Origin of the sequence: Paraburkholderia sp. BL21I4N1, from assembly GCF_002973525.1 — a bacterium.
Classification (GTDB): domain Bacteria; phylum Pseudomonadota; class Gammaproteobacteria; order Burkholderiales; family Burkholderiaceae; genus Paraburkholderia.
The window spans coordinates 213,572-231,014 of record NZ_PVEN01000010.1 but is presented as its reverse complement, the minus strand read 5'-3'; the positions used below and the strand labels follow the sequence as shown (position 1 = coordinate 231,014).

Here is a 17,443-nt window from a genome sequence, read left to right as displayed (position 1 = left end):
ACCCCGTAAGATTAATCGTCTTACGGGGGTTTTTTTGTCTGCACCAAGACCTTCGCGCCGACAGTATAGGGACGTACGAAAGGGCAATAGACCAAGGGCAAAAAAGCTCAGCGCGCTTTACTCCCCGCGCTCCAATTGAAACCAAAGCCCAATTGCAGCGACGGCAACCACTTCGCGCATGCCTGGAAAGCCAGATACGCGCCGCCGACAGCGAACAGCACCGGGATCAGGAAGTCCTGGCTCACGCGGGTAAATTCGAACATCAGCACGACAGCCGTAATCGGCATCTGCATCGACGCGGCCAGAAACGCCGTCGCGCCGACCACCGCGAAGCCGCCCAGCGAAGCCCCCGGCCAGATCAGACTCCACAGTCCGCCGAGCACAATCGCGAGCAAGGCGCCATTCGCGAGCCCCGGCGTCAGCAGACCGCCCTCGGCACCCGCGCGCAAACTGCTGACGGTAATCACGACCTTCAGCACCAGCAACATCGCGGCAAGGCCGATCGTCAAGCCACCGTCGAACGCGAGGCCCGCCGGCCCTTTGCCGTTGCCGAGCAATTGCGGAAAATGCATGGCCAGCACGCCGACGATCGCGAAGTTCAGCAGCGACAACACCGGCAGACGCCAATCCTTCGGTGCCGCCGCGCGCGAACGCTTCGTGATCTCGGTGAACCCCCACGCCGCCGCGCCGAAAATCGGCCCGCACACCGCCGACCACACCACCAGCGACGCGCTTAGCGTCAGCGACGGCACCAGGTACTGATGCTCGTTGCCCAGCCCCGCCTGCGCGACCAGCGCGGCCACCGCCGACGTCACGATTGCCGGCACCAGCGCCGTCCAGCCGAACGTGCCGAGCAGCACTTCGAGCACGAACACCGCGCCGCCGAGCGGCACGTTATAGACCGCGGCGAGACCGGCGCCCGCGCCGCACGCCACCATGATGCGGCTCTGCGCGACCGACAATCCCGCGCGCCGCGACAACCAGCCGGCCAGCATCGAGCCGATTTCGCGCGGCGCCACCTCGCGGCCGAGTGGCGAACCCAGCGCGACCGTGACGATCTGCAGCACGGCGTGCACGCTCGTGCTCAACAGCGGCATTTGCGGATCGTCGGATTTGACAGCTTGGCGGATGCTGACGAGCGGGCGGCCGAAACGGTACAGCGCCCACCAGCCGAGCCCCGCCACCAGTCCGCACAGCGTCAGCACGAGTACGCGACGTTCGGGCGTCGCCGCACTCACGCCCTGCAGAAAACTTTCGCCGCTAATCAGGTGCGTGATGCTGTAACCGTAGGCGAGATGCTGAATGCCGTGCAGCAGCAATGCGAGCAGCATGCCGCCAAGACCGGCGCCGAGACCGGTGAGCAACGTGACCACGGCCAATGCCGGCAACGAACCCCGTTCGCGGCGCACCGGCTGTGAAATGATGGATTTGACGGACATGGCGCGTAAGCGGAAGCAAAGTGGAGAGAATCTCGCCATACTATTTCGCAACGCAACATGAGTCCAATTGATTTTTAATCTCGACTAATGCGTTCCACGCATAGATAAAACGGCCTGCTTTGCCCGCCTCGTTTCGGTGACGGCACAGGCCGCCTCGCCGAAACAACGCACGTCCCGGTCGATCTCAGTGCACGCTCAGTGCGCCGACACAAAGAACATCGACACCACGCACGCCACGCCGGCAAGCCACGCCAGCGAACGCAGCGACGCCAGGTTCGCGACATAAAAAACGCCATGCAACACACGGATGACGACAAACGCAATCGCCAGCGCGTTGACCCACGGGTTCGTCCCGCCCGTCTGCCCGGCCACGACGATCGCGGCGGTGAACATCGCCAGCGCTTCCCAAGCGTTCTGATGGGCGGCTTGTGCACGTGCGCGCCAGCCCTCGAGACCGGCGAGATACGCCCGCGGCGCACGGTTGTCGTAGCGCTTGCTGCCTTTCGCGAGCATCGTCCACGGCAACGGCAGCAGCGCAACGATCAGCAGGCATAGATGCGGAGTGGTCATGAGTTGTCGGTCTCCTCGGTCGATGCGGTCAAAGCGACGCGGATGCCGCGAGCCGTTGTTATACCTGTCGCCCTCGCCCGCCGCAAACCGGCATCACGCGAGCGGGGCTTCTACCCGCGATGCCCCGCACCGCCCTTTCGCTGTCGAATCGAGCGTTTCCCAACTCAAACCGGCATCAAATTCGCTTTACAAATACCCCACTTAAAATCAGACAAAATTACTACAATAATTACATTAAGCAAACATAAAGCCTGCATTGCAATGCGGCATCAATTCCGTTCCAGGGATTAATACGGATAAAAGTGCGTTCATCCATGCAAGCGCTTAACGCTCGGCGTACACTCGCTCGAAGCCCATGCCACGGGGCTGCGGGGCTGCAGAGCCGCCCGTCGTGAAACGCGGGTTATTAGAGACTCAGGAGAACAATCAATGAGCTGGACACGGGAACAGAGAAACGTCACGATCGCCGCCTATCTGGGCTGGACACTGGACGCATTCGATTTCTTTCTAATGGTGTTCGTATTGAAAGATATCGCGGCGGAGTTCAATACGAAAATCCCGGCGGTCGCCTTCGGCATCATGCTGACCTTGATGATGCGTCCGGTCGGCGCATTGATTTTTGGCTGGCTTGCCGACAAATACGGCCGCCGTCCCACGCTGATGGTCAACATCGCGTGCTTCTCGCTGCTGGAATTGCTGTCCGGCTTCTCGCCGAATCTGACCACCCTGCTCGTGCTGCGCGCATTGTTCGGTATCGCGATGGGTGGCGAATGGGGCGTCGGCGGCGCCTTGACCATGGAAACCGTGCCGCCGAAATCGCGCGGCTTCGTCTCCGGTCTGTTGCAGGCCGGCTACCCCAGCGGCTACCTGCTCGCGTCGGTGGTGTTCGGCGTGTTCTATCAATACATCGGCTGGCGCGGCATGTTCTTCGTCGGCGTGCTGCCCGCGCTGCTCGTGCTGTATGTGCGCGCGCACGTGCCGGAATCGCCCGCGTTCCAGACGCTCGAAAAGAAAGCCCGTCCGGGTCTGGTCGCCACGCTCAAGCAAAACGTCGGCCTGTCGATCTACGCGATCATTCTGATGACCGCGTTCAACTTCTTCTCGCACGGCTCGCAGGATCTGTATCCGACCTTCCTGCGCGTGCAACATCAGTTCGACGCGCACACGGTGTCGTGGATCACGATCACGTTGAACGTCGGCGCGATTTGCGGTGGCCTGTTCTTCGGCTCGTTGTCGGAGAAGATCGGCCGCAAACGCGCCATCTTCATCGCCGCGTTGATCGCGTTGCCGGTGCTGCCGTTGTGGGCGTTTTCGAGCACGCCGATTCTGCTCGCGCTCGGCGCCTTCCTGATGCAGATCTCGGTACAAGGCGCATGGGGCGTGATTCCAGTACACCTGAACGAAATCTCGCCCGATGAAATCCGCGCCACGTTCCCCGGTCTCGTGTATCAGCTCGGCAATCTGATCGCGTCGGTGAACGGCCCGCTGCAAGCCAGCGCCGCGGAAGCGCACGGCAACAACTACGCGCTCATCATGGGCACGGTGATCGGCATCGTCGCGGTGGTGATCGCGGTGCTGATTCCGTTTAGCCGCGAACGTCGCGGCATCGACATGACGCAGTCGGCGAAAGAGGTCGCGGCCTAAAGATTCAAGCGTTCGAACTAAACAGCGATTTTGCTGGCCCGCTCGCGGTCGCATTAGGGCACAATAGGCGCACAGGCGGCTCGATCCGCCACGACGTGAAGCCAGCGTCGCCTACAGAATGCAGCAGTAAGCCGGGCCAAACAGAGTAGCAATGCCATACGAGGCCGTTCCGATTTCTATCGGAACGGCCTTTTTTATTTCCGCGCGTTTTGACGCACCGCGCAAACCGGGAAAGCCAGGCCTTCGTCAGGTCTTCTAGAGGAGTTAGTCCATAGCGGACACTTGATCGCAGTCCTCATCCTTCTTATCCTGAAAAAAACGGCTGTTTCAAATAAACATTTGAATCGCTTGTTTGCGGGCCGGACGCCCGGCAACTGGGAGACGCAACATGGCAGTTCGCACAACGGGCCGGCACGCCGGCGATACGAAGTCCCGCATCCTCGACGCCGCCGAAACCCTGTTTATCGAATGCGGCTACGAGGCGATGTCGTTGCGCCAGATTACTTCGCGAGCCGAAGTGAATCTCGCGGCAGTCAACTATCACTTCGGCAGCAAGGAATCGCTGATTCACTCGATGCTGTCGCGCCGCCTCGACAAGCTGAATCAGGAGCGCCTCAAGCTGCTCGACCGCTTCGACGAGATGCTCGGCGCGCGTCTGACCTGCGAGCACGTGCTCGGCGCGATGTTTATTCCGGCACTGCGTCTGTCGCGCGATCCGCGCGTGGGCGGCAAGGCGTTTCTGCGCCTGCTGGGACGCGCATACACGGACCCGTCGTCGTTCATTCGCGACTTTCTGAACGCGCATTACGAGTCGGTGGCCGTGCGCTTTTTCGACGCGTTCCAGCGTGCGTTGCCGCATCTGCCGCGCGAGGAACTCGGCTGGCGTCTGCACTTCGCGATCGGCGCGTTGTCGGGTGTGCTGGCCGGCACCGATACCGACAGCCTGATCTCCGAGTTCTCGCAGGGCAAGTCGATGAACGACCTGCAATTGATCGCGCGTCTGGCGTCGCTGATGGTCGCCGCACTCAAGGCGCCGCTGCCCGACAGCACGCAACTGGCCGCGTTCGCCGCGGTACTGGGCGACGCGACGGAGAGCGGTGCGGACTGTCCGCTGGAAAGCGCCGCGCAGGCGGCGAGCCCGGCCGGCGCGACGCAGTCGTCGGCGCAAGGCGCGGTGCAATCGACAGAATCGGAGGCAACGGATGCGCGAGACGGCGAACATCGCGGCGGCGCCATGGACGCCGGTTCGTTTCAGCACGCGCTGCACGGCACGGCTTGACCGCAACCCACCTGCGGAGCAAGGCGAAAAGCAACGCACTACGTCGAGCAGTTCAACGTGGACGGCACCGCGACGGTCCGTCCACGCGCAACCCGGAATGAAACGTGCTCATGACAAACCCAGAGTCGAACGGCCCGTCTAAAACCCGCACCTAAGCGACGTTGCGGTGTCGAACCGAGACACGACACCGGCAACGTCGCCCGCGAATCGAAGCAACGGAATCAACAGAACGCGAGCCCGTCCGCGCCCCGTGGAGGCGTTCGCACGCACCATCGAAACAGGAGGAAACGTCATGCCGTGGTTCATCCTAGTGCTCGTCATTGCCGCCCTGGCGCTCGTCTACGTTCAGGCGCGCGCCGCCTGGTGGCTGGCCTTCCTGATCGTCTGGGTCGCGGCCGCGCACGTCAGCGGCGCGGCGGGCGCGGTGGCGACGACGTTGCTGGCAATCGTGTTCGTCCTCCCTGCCCTCGTGCTCGCGGTCAGGCCGCTGCGTCGCGCGTGGCTCACGAAACCGGTGCTCGACGTGTTCCGCAAGATCCTGCCGGAGATGTCGCCGACCGAGCGCGACGCGATCGAAGCCGGCACGGTCTGGTGGGACGCCGAACTATTCTCCGGACGCCCGCACTGGGACACGCTGCTCGGCTACGGTCCCGCCACGCTGACTGCGGAAGAACAATCCTTCCTCGACGTCGAATGCGAACAGCTCTGCGATCTCGCGAACGACTGGGAAACGACCATGGTCTGGCAGGACCTGTCGCCGCAAACCTGGCAGTACATCAAGGAACGCGGCTTTCTCGGCATGATCATTCCGAAGCAGTACGGCGGCAAACAGTTCTCCGCCTACGCGCATTCGCAGGTCATCATGAAGCTCGCCACGCGTTGCTCGGCCGCCGCCGTTTCGGTGATGGTGCCGAACTCGCTCGGCCCCGCCGAATTGCTGATGCACTACGGCACCGAAGAGCAAAAGAACCACTATCTGCCGCGCCTCGCGCGCGGCGAGGAAATCCCCTGCTTCGCGTTGACGAGTCCGTACGCGGGTTCGGACGCGGCGGCGATTCCCGACGTCGGCATCGTCTGCAAGGGCACTTTCGAAGGCCGCGAGACGCTGGGTTTTCGCGTCACGTGGGACAAGCGCTACATCACGCTCGGCCCGATCGCCACCGTGCTCGGTCTCGCGTTCCGCGCGCTCGATCCGGACCACCTGCTCGGCGCGAACGATGAACCCGGCATTACCTGCGCGCTGATTCCGACCGACCATCCGGGCGTGAATATCGGCCGTCGTCACTGGCCGTTGAACGCGGTGTTCCAGAACGGCCCGAACTCGGGCAAGGACGTCTTCATTCCACTCGACTGGGTGATCGGCGGCCGCGCGCAGGTCGGCAACGGCTGGCGCATGCTGATGGAATGTCTCGCGGCGGGCCGGGCGATTTCGCTGCCGTCGTCGAATGTGGGCATGGCGAAAATCGCCGTGCGCGGCACCGGCGCTTATGCGGCGGTGCGCCGCCAGTTCCGCACCGCCGTCGGCAAGTTCGAGGGCGTGCAGGAAGCGCTCGGCCGCATGGGCGGCAACCTGTACGTGATGGACGCCGCGCGGCGTCTATCCGCGCATGCGGTCGATCTCGGCGAAAAACCGTCGGTGATTTCGGCGATCGCGAAGTATCACATCACCGAGCGCGCCCGCATGGTCATCAACGACGGCATGGATATCGCCGCCGGCAAGGGCATCTGCATGGGGCCGTCGAACTTTCTGGCGCGTGCCTACCAGCAGGTGCCGATCGCGATCACCGTGGAAGGCGCGAACATTCTCACGCGCTGCCTCATCATCTTCGGCCAGGGTGCGATTCGCTGCCATCCGTACGTGCTGAAGGAAATGGCCGCGACCCGCGAAACCGATCACGCGAAAGCCTTGCGCGATTTCGACGACGCGTTCTTCGGCCACGTCAGCTTCACGCTCTCCAACGTGGTGCGCAGTCTGGTCTACGGCGTCACGGGCGGGGCGGTGATCGCCGCACCGCGCTCGGCGTACGCGCCGCTGCACGCGTACTACCGCGCGGCGACCCGTCTGTCGACCGCCTTCGCGCTGCTCGCCGACGTCTCCATGTTCGTGCTGGGCGGCGACCTGAAGCGTCGTGAGCGCATCTCGGGGCGATTGGGCGACGTGCTGTCGCAGCTCTACCTGATTTCGGCAACGCTCAAGCGTTTCGAGGACGAAGGCCGTCAGCAGGACGACCTGCCTTTGGTGCGCTGGGGTGTCGAGGACTCGCTGTACAAAGCGCAACACGCGCTCGACGGCGTGCTCGCCAACTATCCGAACCGCCTCGCCGCGGGCCTCGTGCGCGTGCTCGCGTTCCCGTTCGGGCTGCCGTACCGCGAGCCGTCCGACAGTCTCGGCAGCGAGATCGCGGAGTTGATGCAGACACCCGGCGCGGCACGCGACCGTCTGGTATCGGACTCGTACGTGCCGCATCCGGACGTCGACGCGCTCGGCTACGGCGAGCTGGTGTTCCAGTTGAACCCGCGCTTCACGCAGATCGACCAGAAGCTGCGCGAGGCCGTCAAGCAGGGCCTGCTCGAACCGATGCCGCAAAGCCTGCCGCAACTGGCCGCGTGGACCGACGCGGCGCAGCGTCAAGGCCTGATCGACGCCGAGGAGCGCCGCGTGCTGGACGACTACGCGCGCTATGGCGCGCACGTCGTAAAGGTCGACGACTTCCCGGCCGACTTCGATATGTTCGCGAGTTTGCAGAAGCGCAAGGAGTCGCTCGACAAGGCGTTGGAACTGGCGGCCTGAGCGCGGATGGAACCGTATGAAAAAAACATCCTCGGAGGGCGCACCCGTGGCGCCGAACTCAGTGCACACTGACACACGTTTGACGTCCCCCAGGGGCGCTTCCTTAGGGGTGCACCTCGAAGCGGCGCGCAACGCGGCATGCCCCCATGGCGCAAGCCGCGTTGCGCCCGCCGGGAGAAGCGCGTACGGGACGTGGCCAGCGGAGCAAATCACTCTATGAACGACTCATACCTGAACTTCGTCAATTCGCCGTTCGGCGCGCGCCTGGCGCGTTCGCTCGGCTTGCCGAAGCCCGAGGTGCTGCACCGCTATCGCGCGGACCAGCCCGAATTCGGCGGCATGGTGGCGCTCGGCGCGGGCCGCGAACCGCATCTGCTGGAAGCGCTCGCGAATCTCGTGGCGAGCATCGGCGTGACCAGCGTCGCACATGAAAGCGCGGGGCTGTGGGTGCCGCTCGCGAATCGCCGCGGTTTGATGACCGGACGCTTCGAAGCCGCCGATGGCGGTTCGCACGGCCGGCTCGCCGCCCTGTTGTTCGATGCCAGCGGCATCGAGGACAGCAGCCAGCTCGAACCGCTGCATGGCTTCTTTCACGACACGCTGCGCTCGCTCGGCAAGTGCGGTCGTATCGTCGTGCTGGGGCGGCCGCCGGAAAGCTGCGCGAATCCGCGCCAGTGGACCGCACAGCGCGCGCTCGAAGGTCTCACGCGCTCGCTCGGCAAGGAGGCGCGGCGCGGCATCACGTCGAACCTCGTTTATGTCGAGCGCGGCGCTGAAAGTGGAATTGAAGCGACCTTGCGATTTTTTCTGTCGCCACGCTCGGCGTATGTGTCGGGTCAGGTGGTGCGGATCGGCTGCGTGAACGAAAGCAGCACCGCCAACAGCCCCGCCTTGCCTTCATCCGCCTTCGACTGGGCCCAACCCCTCGCCGGCCGGCGCGCGGTCGTGACGGGCGCGGCACGCGGCATTGGCGCCGCGATTGCAAGCGCATTGGCGGCCGAAGGCGCGCACGTGATCGGCGTCGACATTCCGTCGGCACGCGACGCGCTCGAGGCCACGTTGCGTCAACTGAACGGCACCGCCCTCGCGTTCGACATCGCCGCACCCGAAGCGCCCGCGCAGATCGCCGCCGCGCTCGACGAACAGGGCGTCGACATCGTCGTGCACAACGCCGGCATCACGAAAGACAAAACCATCGCGAAGATGACCGATGCCGCGTGGCAACACGTCATCGACATCAACCTCAGCGCGCAGGAACGAATCGACGACGCGCTGCTCGCCGCCGGCATTCTGCGCGACGGCGGCCGGATCGTCACGGTATCGTCGATCAGCGGTATTGCGGGCAATCTTGGCCAGACCAATTACGCGACATCCAAAGCCGGCGTGATCGGCCGGGTGCAGAGCATGGCGCCGCATTTGCGCGCGCGCGGCATCACGATCAACGCGGTCGCGCCCGGCTTCATCGAGACGCAGATGACCGCGAAGATTCCGCTCGCCATCCGCGAAGCCGGCCGCCGCATGAATTCGATGAGCCAGGGCGGCCAGCCGGTCGACGTCGCGCAGACCATTGCGTGGCTCGCGCATCCGGGCTCGGCTGGGGTCAGCGGCCAGATCGTGCGCGTGTGCGGCCAAAGTCTGATTGGAGCGTGAGCATGGCGGAGCCAGGCGATCCGTTCGACGACAGCGGCGCTCCCGGCGCGTTCGGCGACCCGCGGAACGACGCGGTGCGGCCGAAAACCGTCGTCGTCGAGCCGCTGCCCGCGCCGGCCAAACTCTATGCGCGCGCGTTGTCCGGCATCGTCAAACGCGGCCGGCCCACGCAATTGCCCGCGCTGCGCCTCGTGCGCCCCGCCGTTGCGCTCGATCCGGGCACGGTCTGGCGTTATGCGCGCGTGTGCGGCTTCATCCCCGAGCACGGTGTGCCGCTCACCTATCCGCATCTGCTGGCGTTTCCGTTGCATCTGCTGATGCTGACCGATCCCGCGTTTCCGTGGCCGGCGCTCGGGCTCGTGCATCTGGCCAATCACGTGCGCCTGCGCCGCCCGCTCGCGTATAAAGACCTGCTGCGCGTGGAAGTCGAATTCGGCGCGTTGCTGCGTCACGACAAGGGGCAGGCGTTCGTCCTGCACACGCGTCTGTACCGGCGCGGCGAAGCGGTGTGGGACGGCGACAGCGTCTATCTGAAACGCGGCGTGCCGGCGACCGGAAGCACGCTCGCGCCGCTCGAAGCCGGGTCCGACGCGCTGCAGCGCATCGCGCGCTGGCAGTTGCCGTCGCAACTGGGCCGCGACTACGCGAAAGTCTCCGGCGACTACAACCCGATTCACCTCAGCGCGCTGTCCGCGAAAGCGTTCGGTTTTCCGCGCGCGATCGCCCACGGCATGTGGACGCTGGCACGCGCCGCCGCCGCGCTGCAACCGCCCAAGCCGCTCGCCGAAGGCACGCTCAGCGCCGAATTCAAATTGCCGATGCTGCTGCCCGGGGAAGCCACGTTGTGGAGCGCGTCGGCTTCGCTGATCGAACGCGATATCGAAGTGCGCGATATCCGCGGCGAAAAACCGCATCTGCGTGGCCGCATGCAGTGGAAACTGCTATGAGCCGCCTCATCACAACGAGAACCTCAAGGAGCCGAGCATGACTCACCCGCAGCCAGCCGTGCGCCGCGTCGCCATTGTCGGGGGCAACCGGATTCCGTTTGCCCGCTCGAACACCGCGTACGCGACCGCGTCGAATCAGGACATGCTGACCTTCACGCTGCAAGGCCTGATCGATCGCTACAACCTGCACGGCGAGCGGCTGGGCGAGGTCGCGGCGGGCGCCGTCATCAAGCATTCGCGCGACTTCAATCTGACGCGCGAAGCGGTGCTGTCCACCACGCTCGCGAAGGAAACGCCCGCCTACGACGTACAGCAAGCCTGCGGCACGGGTCTCGAAGCGGCGATCCTCGTCGCCAACAAGATCGCGCTGGGACAGATCGAAGTGGGTATAGCGGGCGGTGTGGATACGACCTCGGACGCGCCGATCGGCGTCAACGAACGGATGCGCAAAATCCTGCTCGAAGTGAACCGCAGCCGCAGCACGGGCCAGCGCGTCGGCGCGCTGACCAAACTGCGGCCCGGCATGTTCTTCAAGCCGCTGTTGCCACGTAATGGCGAACCGCGCACCAATCTCTCGATGGGCGAGCATTGCGAGCTGATGGCCAAGCGCTGGAACATTTCGCGCGAAGCGCAAGACGTGCTCGCGTACGACAGCCATCGCAAGCTCAACGAAGCGTACGCACGCGGCTTCGTCAACGATCTGATGACGCCGTATCGCGGTCTCTCGCGCGACAACAATCTGCGCGCCGACCTCACGCTCGAAAAACTCGCGAGCCTGAAGCCGGTGTTCGATCGCGACGCCGGCACGCTGACCGCCGGCAATTCGACGCCGCTCACCGACGGCGCCTCCGCCGTGCTGCTCGCGAGCGAGGACTGGGCGGCTCGACATGGCTGGCCGGTGCTCGCGTATCTGAGCTGGTCGGAAACCGCCGCGGTCGACTTTTTCGACAAGAAAGAAGGCCTGCTGATGGCGCCTGCCTACGCGGTGCCGCGCATGCTCGCGCGCGCCGGTCTCACGCTGCAGGATTTCGACCTGTACGAAATTCACGAAGCGTTCGCGGCACAAGTGTTGTGCACGCTCACCGCGTGGCAGGATGACGAGTATTGCCGCACGCAGCTCGGCTTGCCTGGACCGCTCGGCGCGATCGACCGCACCAAACTGAACGTGAACGGCAGCTCGCTCGCTACCGGCCATCCGTTCGCCGCGACTGGCGGTCGCATCGTCGCCGGTCTCGCGAAGATGCTTGCGCAACTCGACACACCGGCCGGTACCGCGCGCGGGCTGATCTCGATCTGCGCGGCGGGCGGCCAGGGCGTGGTGGCGATTCTAGAGCGCTGAGCCGGCGCGCCTCGTTCGCCTCACCGACTAGTGTTGCTTCACGAAAGATTGCTGCAAACTTTGCTTTGGATTGCTTCGACGCACGCCCGGATGACTGGCCACACGACCAGCACACAAACAGATGAAGCCACCGCTTCTGGAGACGACCGATGACCCAGCCCGCTCAAACCCCGCTCCCGTCCGCCGATCAGGCGTCGGCCGCCGTGAATGCCGCTAACGCCCGGAGCGCCGCGCCGAACACCGACGGCATCTGGTACGCGTCCTACCCATCCGATGTGCCGCATGACATCGATGTCGGGCAATACGAATCGATCGTTCAGTTCTTCGACGAGTGCATCGCGAAGTTCCGCGAACGGGTCGCGTATGTGAGCGTGGGCGCGAGTCTGACCTACGGCGAACTCGGCCGCAAGGCCACGGCGTTCGCCGCGTATCTGCAAAGTATCGGCGTGAAACCCGGCGAGCGTATCGCGATCATGCTGCCGAATACATTCCAGTATCCGGTGTCGCTGTTCGGCGTGCTGAAAGCCGGCGGCGTGGTGGTCAACGTCAATCCGTTGTACACCGTGCGCGAGCTCGCGCATCAGTTGAAGGACAGCGGCGCGACCACCATCATCGTGTTCGAGAACTTCGCGAAGACGGTCGAAGACGCGCTGCCGGGCACCAAGATCCAGAACGTGATCGTGACGGGTCTCGGCGATCTGCTCGCCGACGGCCTGAATCTGAAGGGACGCCTGCTCAACTTCATGCTGCGTCACGTGAAGAAGATGGTGCCCGCGTACACCCTGCCGCAAGCGGTGCCGCTGCTCGGCGCGCTCGCGACCGGCTACACGCGGCCGGTCACGCCCGTGCGTCTCGCGCACAACGACATCGCGTTTCTGCAATACACCGGCGGCACCACCGGCGTCGCCAAGGGCGCGATGCTCACGCATAAGAACATCATCGCCAATCTGCTGCAGGCGAAGGCGTGGTCCGAAACGCAATTGACCGGCGAGATCGAAACCGTGCTCACGCCGCTGCCGCTTTATCACATCTACTCGCTGACAGTGAACGCGCTGATCTTCATGGGACTCGGCGGGCGCAACATTCTGATCGCCAATCCGCGCGACATGAAACGCGTGATGATGATTATCCGGCACGAGAAATTCACCGGCATGACCGCCGTGAACACGCTCTACAACGCGTTCCTCGACAACGAGGAATTCTGCAAACGCGACTTCTCGAACCTGAAACTCGCCATGGCCGGCGGCATGGCCACGCAAAAATCGGTGGCCGAGCGTTTCAAGGCGGTCACCGGCAAACCGATTATCGAAGGCTACGGGCTCACCGAATGCTCGCCGATCGTCTCGATGAATCCGGTCGACCTGAGCAACATGCGCGACTTCGAAGGCTCGATCGGCCTGCCCGCGCCGTCCACCCAGGTGCGCTTCCGGAAAGACGACGGCAGTTGGGCCGGCATCGGCGAAGCGGGCGAATTGTGTGTAAAGGGCCCGCAGGTGATGAAAGGCTACTGGAATCGCCCGGACGAAACCGCCAAGGTGATCGACGACGAAGGCTGGCTCGCCACCGGCGACATCGGCGTGATGGACTCGCGCGGCTTCATTCGCCTGATCGATCGCAAGAAGGACATGATCCTGGTGTCGGGCTTCAACGTCTATCCGAACGAAATCGAAGACGTGATCGCCGCGCATCCGGACGTGCGCGAAGTGGCCGCAATCGGCGTGCCCGACGAAGCCCAGGGCGAGCGCGTGAAGGTGTTTATCGTCAAGCGCAACCCGTCGCTGACCGCGGAACAGGTGATCGCCCATTGCCGCAAGAATCTGACGGGCTACAAGGTGCCGAAGCTCGTCGAGTTCCGCGACGAGTTGCCGCAAACCAATGTCGGCAAGATTCTGCGCCGCGCGCTGCGCGACGAGGAACTCGCGAAGCAAAAGGCTGCCTGACAGGCAAGGCGCTTTGCGTCGCTTACCTTTCGGAGAGATTCATGAAGCACCGCCTGTCCGCACGCTCACGCCGCTCCCCGGCGGCCACGGGTCTCGTCCGGCGCAGCGCATGGCGCATGACCGCGCCGCGCGCCCTGCTGGCCGGCGCGTTGGCGGCATTGGCCTTCGGTCTCGCCGCGCCGTCCGCGTTCGCGCAAAACGACGACACCCCGCCGCCGCTCGACACGGCCTCCAGCGTCAAGGCGCCCACCACGCCGTCTTCGCAGGTCGGCAAGCTGACGCTGGACCAGCAGGTCAAATGGCTGCGCGCCGCGCAACAGAGCGGCGCGCTGGAAAAGCTCGACGACGCGCAACTGGTCGCGCTATTCCAGTCGCTCGATCCGCTGACCTTGCCGCGCTATATCAAGGAAGGCCCGAACGGCTACCCGTCGTACGAGTTCACGATGGCGCGCTCGGAACGCATTCACGGCCAGTGGCCCGACAAGCCCGATCACATGCTGGTGCGTCTCGCGCACGACCCGCTGCGAATCTACGCGAAGTGGCTGCCCGACGGCGCGCATGCGGGCCAGGAAATTATCTACGACGAGTCCAAACGCACGGACGAAATGTACGGCCACCTGGGCGGCATCATGAACGTGATGCCGTTGTGGACCTCGCTGAACGGCGCGCTCGCTCGCGCGCAATCGAATCACCAGGTGCGCGATCTCGGCACCGAGTACGTTGCCGCGCAGTACCTGTCCGAAGGCAAGAAATATGTCGAAGCCGGCTTGCCGCGCTCGACTCAGGTGGAAGTCCAGACGATCGACGGCGTCCGCGTGGTCGCGTTCACCTTCGAAACGCCGACCGGCCAGCCGCAGTTCTACGCGAAGAAGGAAACGCTCGGGCTCGACCTGCGGCATCCGTATTTCCGCACCGTCGAGTCGTATAACAACGACGGCAAGCTCTTCGAGAAGATCGTGTTCGAAACCATCACGCCAAAAACCTTCGACGACTCGACCTTCGATCCGAAGAACAAGGCATACAAGTTTTAGCGTTGCGGGTGGGCGGTGAATGTGAAGGCGACGTAAGCTAACCGCGAGATTGATGCCGTGCTTCGCTCGCCGCGCGCCTCGACCCGATACCCTGCGCGTATGGCGAGTTGCTTGAGCACGAAGTAATCGGAAGCACGCGTGAGGCCGATCAACGATGGCTGCGTGAGCAACGAAGTTCGCTCATCGAGCAGCGGCGCAAGTGTCGTGTACCAGAGCGCGCCGATGTCGTCGCCCGGTTCGAACAGCGGAAGCTTAAGACGGCTAGCGTATTCGGCGACTGCGAGGCCGTGTGCCATGCTGGTGTCGACAATCGCCAGCGTATGGCGACGCGCGTCGGCATGCACGAGCGACGGCCACGCCCCACCCGCTGCCGCGCTCGACAACCACGCGCCGCTCGTCATGAAAGTGCGTCGGTCCATTGCCTGATCCTGTCGCCGCGATTCGCGCACCTACGCGGCACGCTTACGTATAGCCCCGCCGATCCCGCCATTTCTCCGGCCAGATCCCCTGCTTGCCCGGCGCGAGAATCCCGTTCGGATCGAGCGCGTCCTTGATCGTTTCCGACAGCCGCAGCAACGCGCCATCGTTGAATCCATACTGCGCGGCCGCGAAATCCATATACGCCAGATGCGCGCGATACTGACCGTAACCCGCCGCGCGCGCATCGCTCATTAGAGAACGCAATAACGCGCCGGCCTGCTCGAGCTGGTTCGCGTCGTCACGATCGAAAATCGCCGCGAAAATGTGATGCAGATGGCGCACGCCCGCCGTAAAACCGCCGTAGTAGTCGAAGCCGTATTCCGCGGCGCGCGTCTTTATCATCATGTATTGGCGCAATGCGTCGCGCCCGCTCGCCGGACACACCGGCGCGAAGTCTACATGCGCGCCCGCGCCGCCGCGCCAGTCGAGCATGCGAAACGCGCTCATCGCCGGGATGCCGGCGAGGTTGCGATCGCCGCCCGCAACCGGCTGCGCATCGCCCGTATAGCGTGTGGCCGACAAGCTCGCCCGCGGCACGCGCGCGAAGGCACGCTGCACGATCGCGTAGCGCGCGTCGATCAATTCCGGCGTGCCGTAAAGGGCGAAATGCAGATTCCAGCGTCCTATAGCCAGTTTCTCCAGCATGGCCGTCACCGCATGCTCGGGCATTGCGCCGGCGCCTGCGTACCACTGGGAGCGCGAAGAGAGTCCCGCCGCGCGGCGCAAACCTCCTTCGATCACCGCGTTGTTGCGGATCGTGTCGTCGAGCCGCAATGGCCGCAAAATGTCGACGATCGTCTCGAGATCCGTTTCGTGCTGAAACTGGATTTCGCCGAGCAGATACGCGGGCGGCGCGGGCTTCAGCCAGACCCCGAGCTTGGTGACGATGCCGTAATTCGACTGCGTGAACATCGCGTCGAACGACGGCCCATAGCCCGGCCGATACAACTGCCATGCAGTGCCAATATCGATCCCGCCCATGCCGGTGCGCAACACGTCGCCGTTGGCAAGCACCACCTCCATGCCGCATTGCGTCGCCGCGTGATCGCCGTAGTCGGTGTAGCCGAAGCCGCGTTCGAGCGTATTGCCGACCACGCTGCCCCAACCCGCCGCGGGCGGATCGACCCATAGCCGGTAACCCTTGTCGCGCAGATACGCGTGCAGATCGAAGTAACTCACGCCCGGTTCGACCAGCGCATAGGCGAGCGTCTCGTTCACTTCGATGATGCGGCTCATCCGTTGCAGGTCGAGCACGACCGATCCGGACAAACGCGGCGCGGCGCCGCCGTAGGCGAAATTGCGGCCGGTCGAGACCGTCCAGAGCGGAATGCGGAATTCGTTGGCAATCCGTAGCACGGCGCGGATTTCATCGACGGAGGCCGGCAGCAGCGCCGCACTTGCCGAAAACGCCGTGGGCTCGCCGGGCGCGAACGGATCGAGATACGCGGCGAGTCCCGCCGCCGACGTCACCACGTGCGACTCGCCGACGCTAGCCCGCCAACCGGCGAGCGCGCGGTCGAACTGCGCGGCGGATACTTCGGGCGGCAGGCTGCGGGTCAAGATGTCTCCCCGGCCGGTGACAACCGCGGCGCGCTAACGACGCATGCCACCACCCATATGCGCCCCACCGCCCCACACATGCACGGACGACCCGCCGTGCCAGCCGCCGCGCCCACCCGCGCCATACGATCCACGCACATAGCGGACATGATCCATGTGATGAAAATGATGAAACCGGTCGACGAAAATAACCGACATGCCGACCCCGAACACCACCGGCGGCCCCCAGTACCACGGATCGTAGTAATAGGCCGGCGCAAGCGCGCCGGCGTCGTCCTGAACGATCTGCCAGCTGCCGTCCGGTTGCAGACACGCGCGTCCGCTGACCTGCTGCATGACGCCGTCGATTTCCGCCTGACCCACCACGAACCGGCACGTCGACGTATCGACCAACGACGCGTCCGCGTCCGTTTGTGCGCCGGCTGGTGCGGCGCAAAGCGCACTCAGACACAGACAGGCTACGCCGGAACCGAGCCGCGTGCCGAACCGATGAAATGTGAGCATGATGTCGCTGCCTCGACGCGTCGGCGTTGCGACGCGAAGGACGCGTCGACACCGTAAAGACCCCGTCGGTTTGCCTTGCCCGAAATCCCGCGATGAAGTTGCGCATGCATGCATCGGGGCATGCGCTTGCAGGATCCGGCAACGAGTAAACGAAGCGTCGCGCGATGCTATTCCGGTCGTATGAGCGAAGCGCGGCGAATTTCTGTTACCACGTGTTGCAGCGCGAGCGGCCTGTGCTGGACCCGCGCGTTGATATCGTTCAAGTCGTA

At 64.3% G+C, this 17,443-nt stretch carries 13 protein-coding genes; 8 read left to right on the top strand and 5 right to left on the bottom strand.

Annotated features, from left to right (window positions below; genetic code table 11):
- Positions 1–107: 107 nt before the first annotated feature.
- Positions 108–1,439: a chloride channel protein gene (locus B0G83_RS24365; protein WP_105509957.1), complete on the bottom strand. Its 1,332-nt coding sequence runs from the start codon at positions 1,437–1,439 to the stop codon at positions 108–110.
- Between the two features lie 195 nt (positions 1,440–1,634).
- Positions 1,635–2,009, bottom strand: a complete 375-nt coding sequence (locus B0G83_RS24360; RefSeq protein WP_105509956.1) for an MAPEG family protein — start codon at positions 2,007–2,009, stop codon at positions 1,635–1,637.
- 429 nt (positions 2,010–2,438) lie between these two features.
- Here B0G83_RS24360 and B0G83_RS24355 point away from each other — a divergent pair, with 429 nt between their 5' ends.
- The 8 genes from B0G83_RS24355 to B0G83_RS24320 all read left to right on the top strand — a co-directional run bounded on the left by B0G83_RS24355 (position 2,439) and on the right by B0G83_RS24320 (position 14,630).
- On the top strand, positions 2,439–3,653 hold the full coding sequence (locus tag B0G83_RS24355; RefSeq protein WP_105509955.1) for an MFS transporter: 1,215 nt from the start codon (positions 2,439–2,441) through the stop codon (positions 3,651–3,653).
- A 388-nt stretch (positions 3,654–4,041) separates the two neighbouring features.
- Complete coding sequence (locus B0G83_RS24350; protein WP_105509954.1) at positions 4,042–4,932, top strand: TetR/AcrR family transcriptional regulator; 891 nt, start codon at positions 4,042–4,044, stop codon at positions 4,930–4,932.
- Between the two features lie 292 nt (positions 4,933–5,224).
- Positions 5,225–7,723 carry an acyl-CoA dehydrogenase gene (locus tag B0G83_RS24345; RefSeq protein ID WP_105509953.1) on the top strand — a complete coding sequence of 833 codons (2,499 nt, stop codon included), beginning with the start codon at positions 5,225–5,227 and terminating at the stop codon, positions 7,721–7,723.
- Between the two features lie 216 nt (positions 7,724–7,939).
- Positions 7,940–9,373 (top strand): 3-oxoacyl-ACP reductase, encoded by a 1,434-nt coding sequence (locus B0G83_RS24340; protein ID WP_105509952.1) that lies wholly within the window; start codon positions 7,940–7,942, stop codon positions 9,371–9,373.
- 2 nt (positions 9,374–9,375) lie between these two features.
- Positions 9,376–10,320: a MaoC family dehydratase gene (locus B0G83_RS24335; protein ID WP_105509951.1), complete on the top strand. Its 945-nt coding sequence runs from the start codon at positions 9,376–9,378 to the stop codon at positions 10,318–10,320.
- A 37-nt stretch (positions 10,321–10,357) separates the two neighbouring features.
- The gene (locus tag B0G83_RS24330) at positions 10,358–11,659 is read left to right on the top strand and encodes an acetyl-CoA C-acetyltransferase (protein ID WP_105509950.1); all 1,302 of its coding nucleotides are present in this window, start codon (positions 10,358–10,360) and stop codon (positions 11,657–11,659) included.
- A 149-nt stretch (positions 11,660–11,808) separates the two neighbouring features.
- Positions 11,809–13,599 (top strand): AMP-binding protein, encoded by a 1,791-nt coding sequence (locus tag B0G83_RS24325; RefSeq protein WP_105509949.1) that lies wholly within the window; start codon positions 11,809–11,811, stop codon positions 13,597–13,599.
- Between the two features lie 41 nt (positions 13,600–13,640).
- A complete protein-coding gene (locus B0G83_RS24320; protein WP_105509948.1) occupies positions 13,641–14,630 on the top strand; it encodes a DUF1571 domain-containing protein in 990 nt (329 codons plus the stop codon).
- Here the strand turns inward: B0G83_RS24320 and B0G83_RS24315 are convergent.
- The 3 genes from B0G83_RS24315 to B0G83_RS24305 are packed head-to-tail and all read right to left on the bottom strand — an operon-like array spanning position 14,627 to position 17,174.
- Positions 14,627–15,049 (bottom strand): hypothetical protein, encoded by a 423-nt coding sequence (locus B0G83_RS24315; RefSeq protein ID WP_105509947.1) that lies wholly within the window; start codon positions 15,047–15,049, stop codon positions 14,627–14,629. The genes B0G83_RS24320 and B0G83_RS24315 overlap by 4 nt on opposite strands.
- A gap of 43 nt (positions 15,050–15,092) precedes the next feature.
- Positions 15,093–16,670 carry an FAD-binding oxidoreductase gene (locus B0G83_RS24310; RefSeq protein WP_105509946.1) on the bottom strand — a complete coding sequence of 526 codons (1,578 nt, stop codon included), beginning with the start codon at positions 16,668–16,670 and terminating at the stop codon, positions 15,093–15,095.
- A 33-nt stretch (positions 16,671–16,703) separates the two neighbouring features.
- Positions 16,704–17,174: a hypothetical protein gene (locus B0G83_RS24305; protein WP_105509945.1), complete on the bottom strand. Its 471-nt coding sequence runs from the start codon at positions 17,172–17,174 to the stop codon at positions 16,704–16,706.
- Positions 17,175–17,443 lie beyond the last annotated feature (269 nt).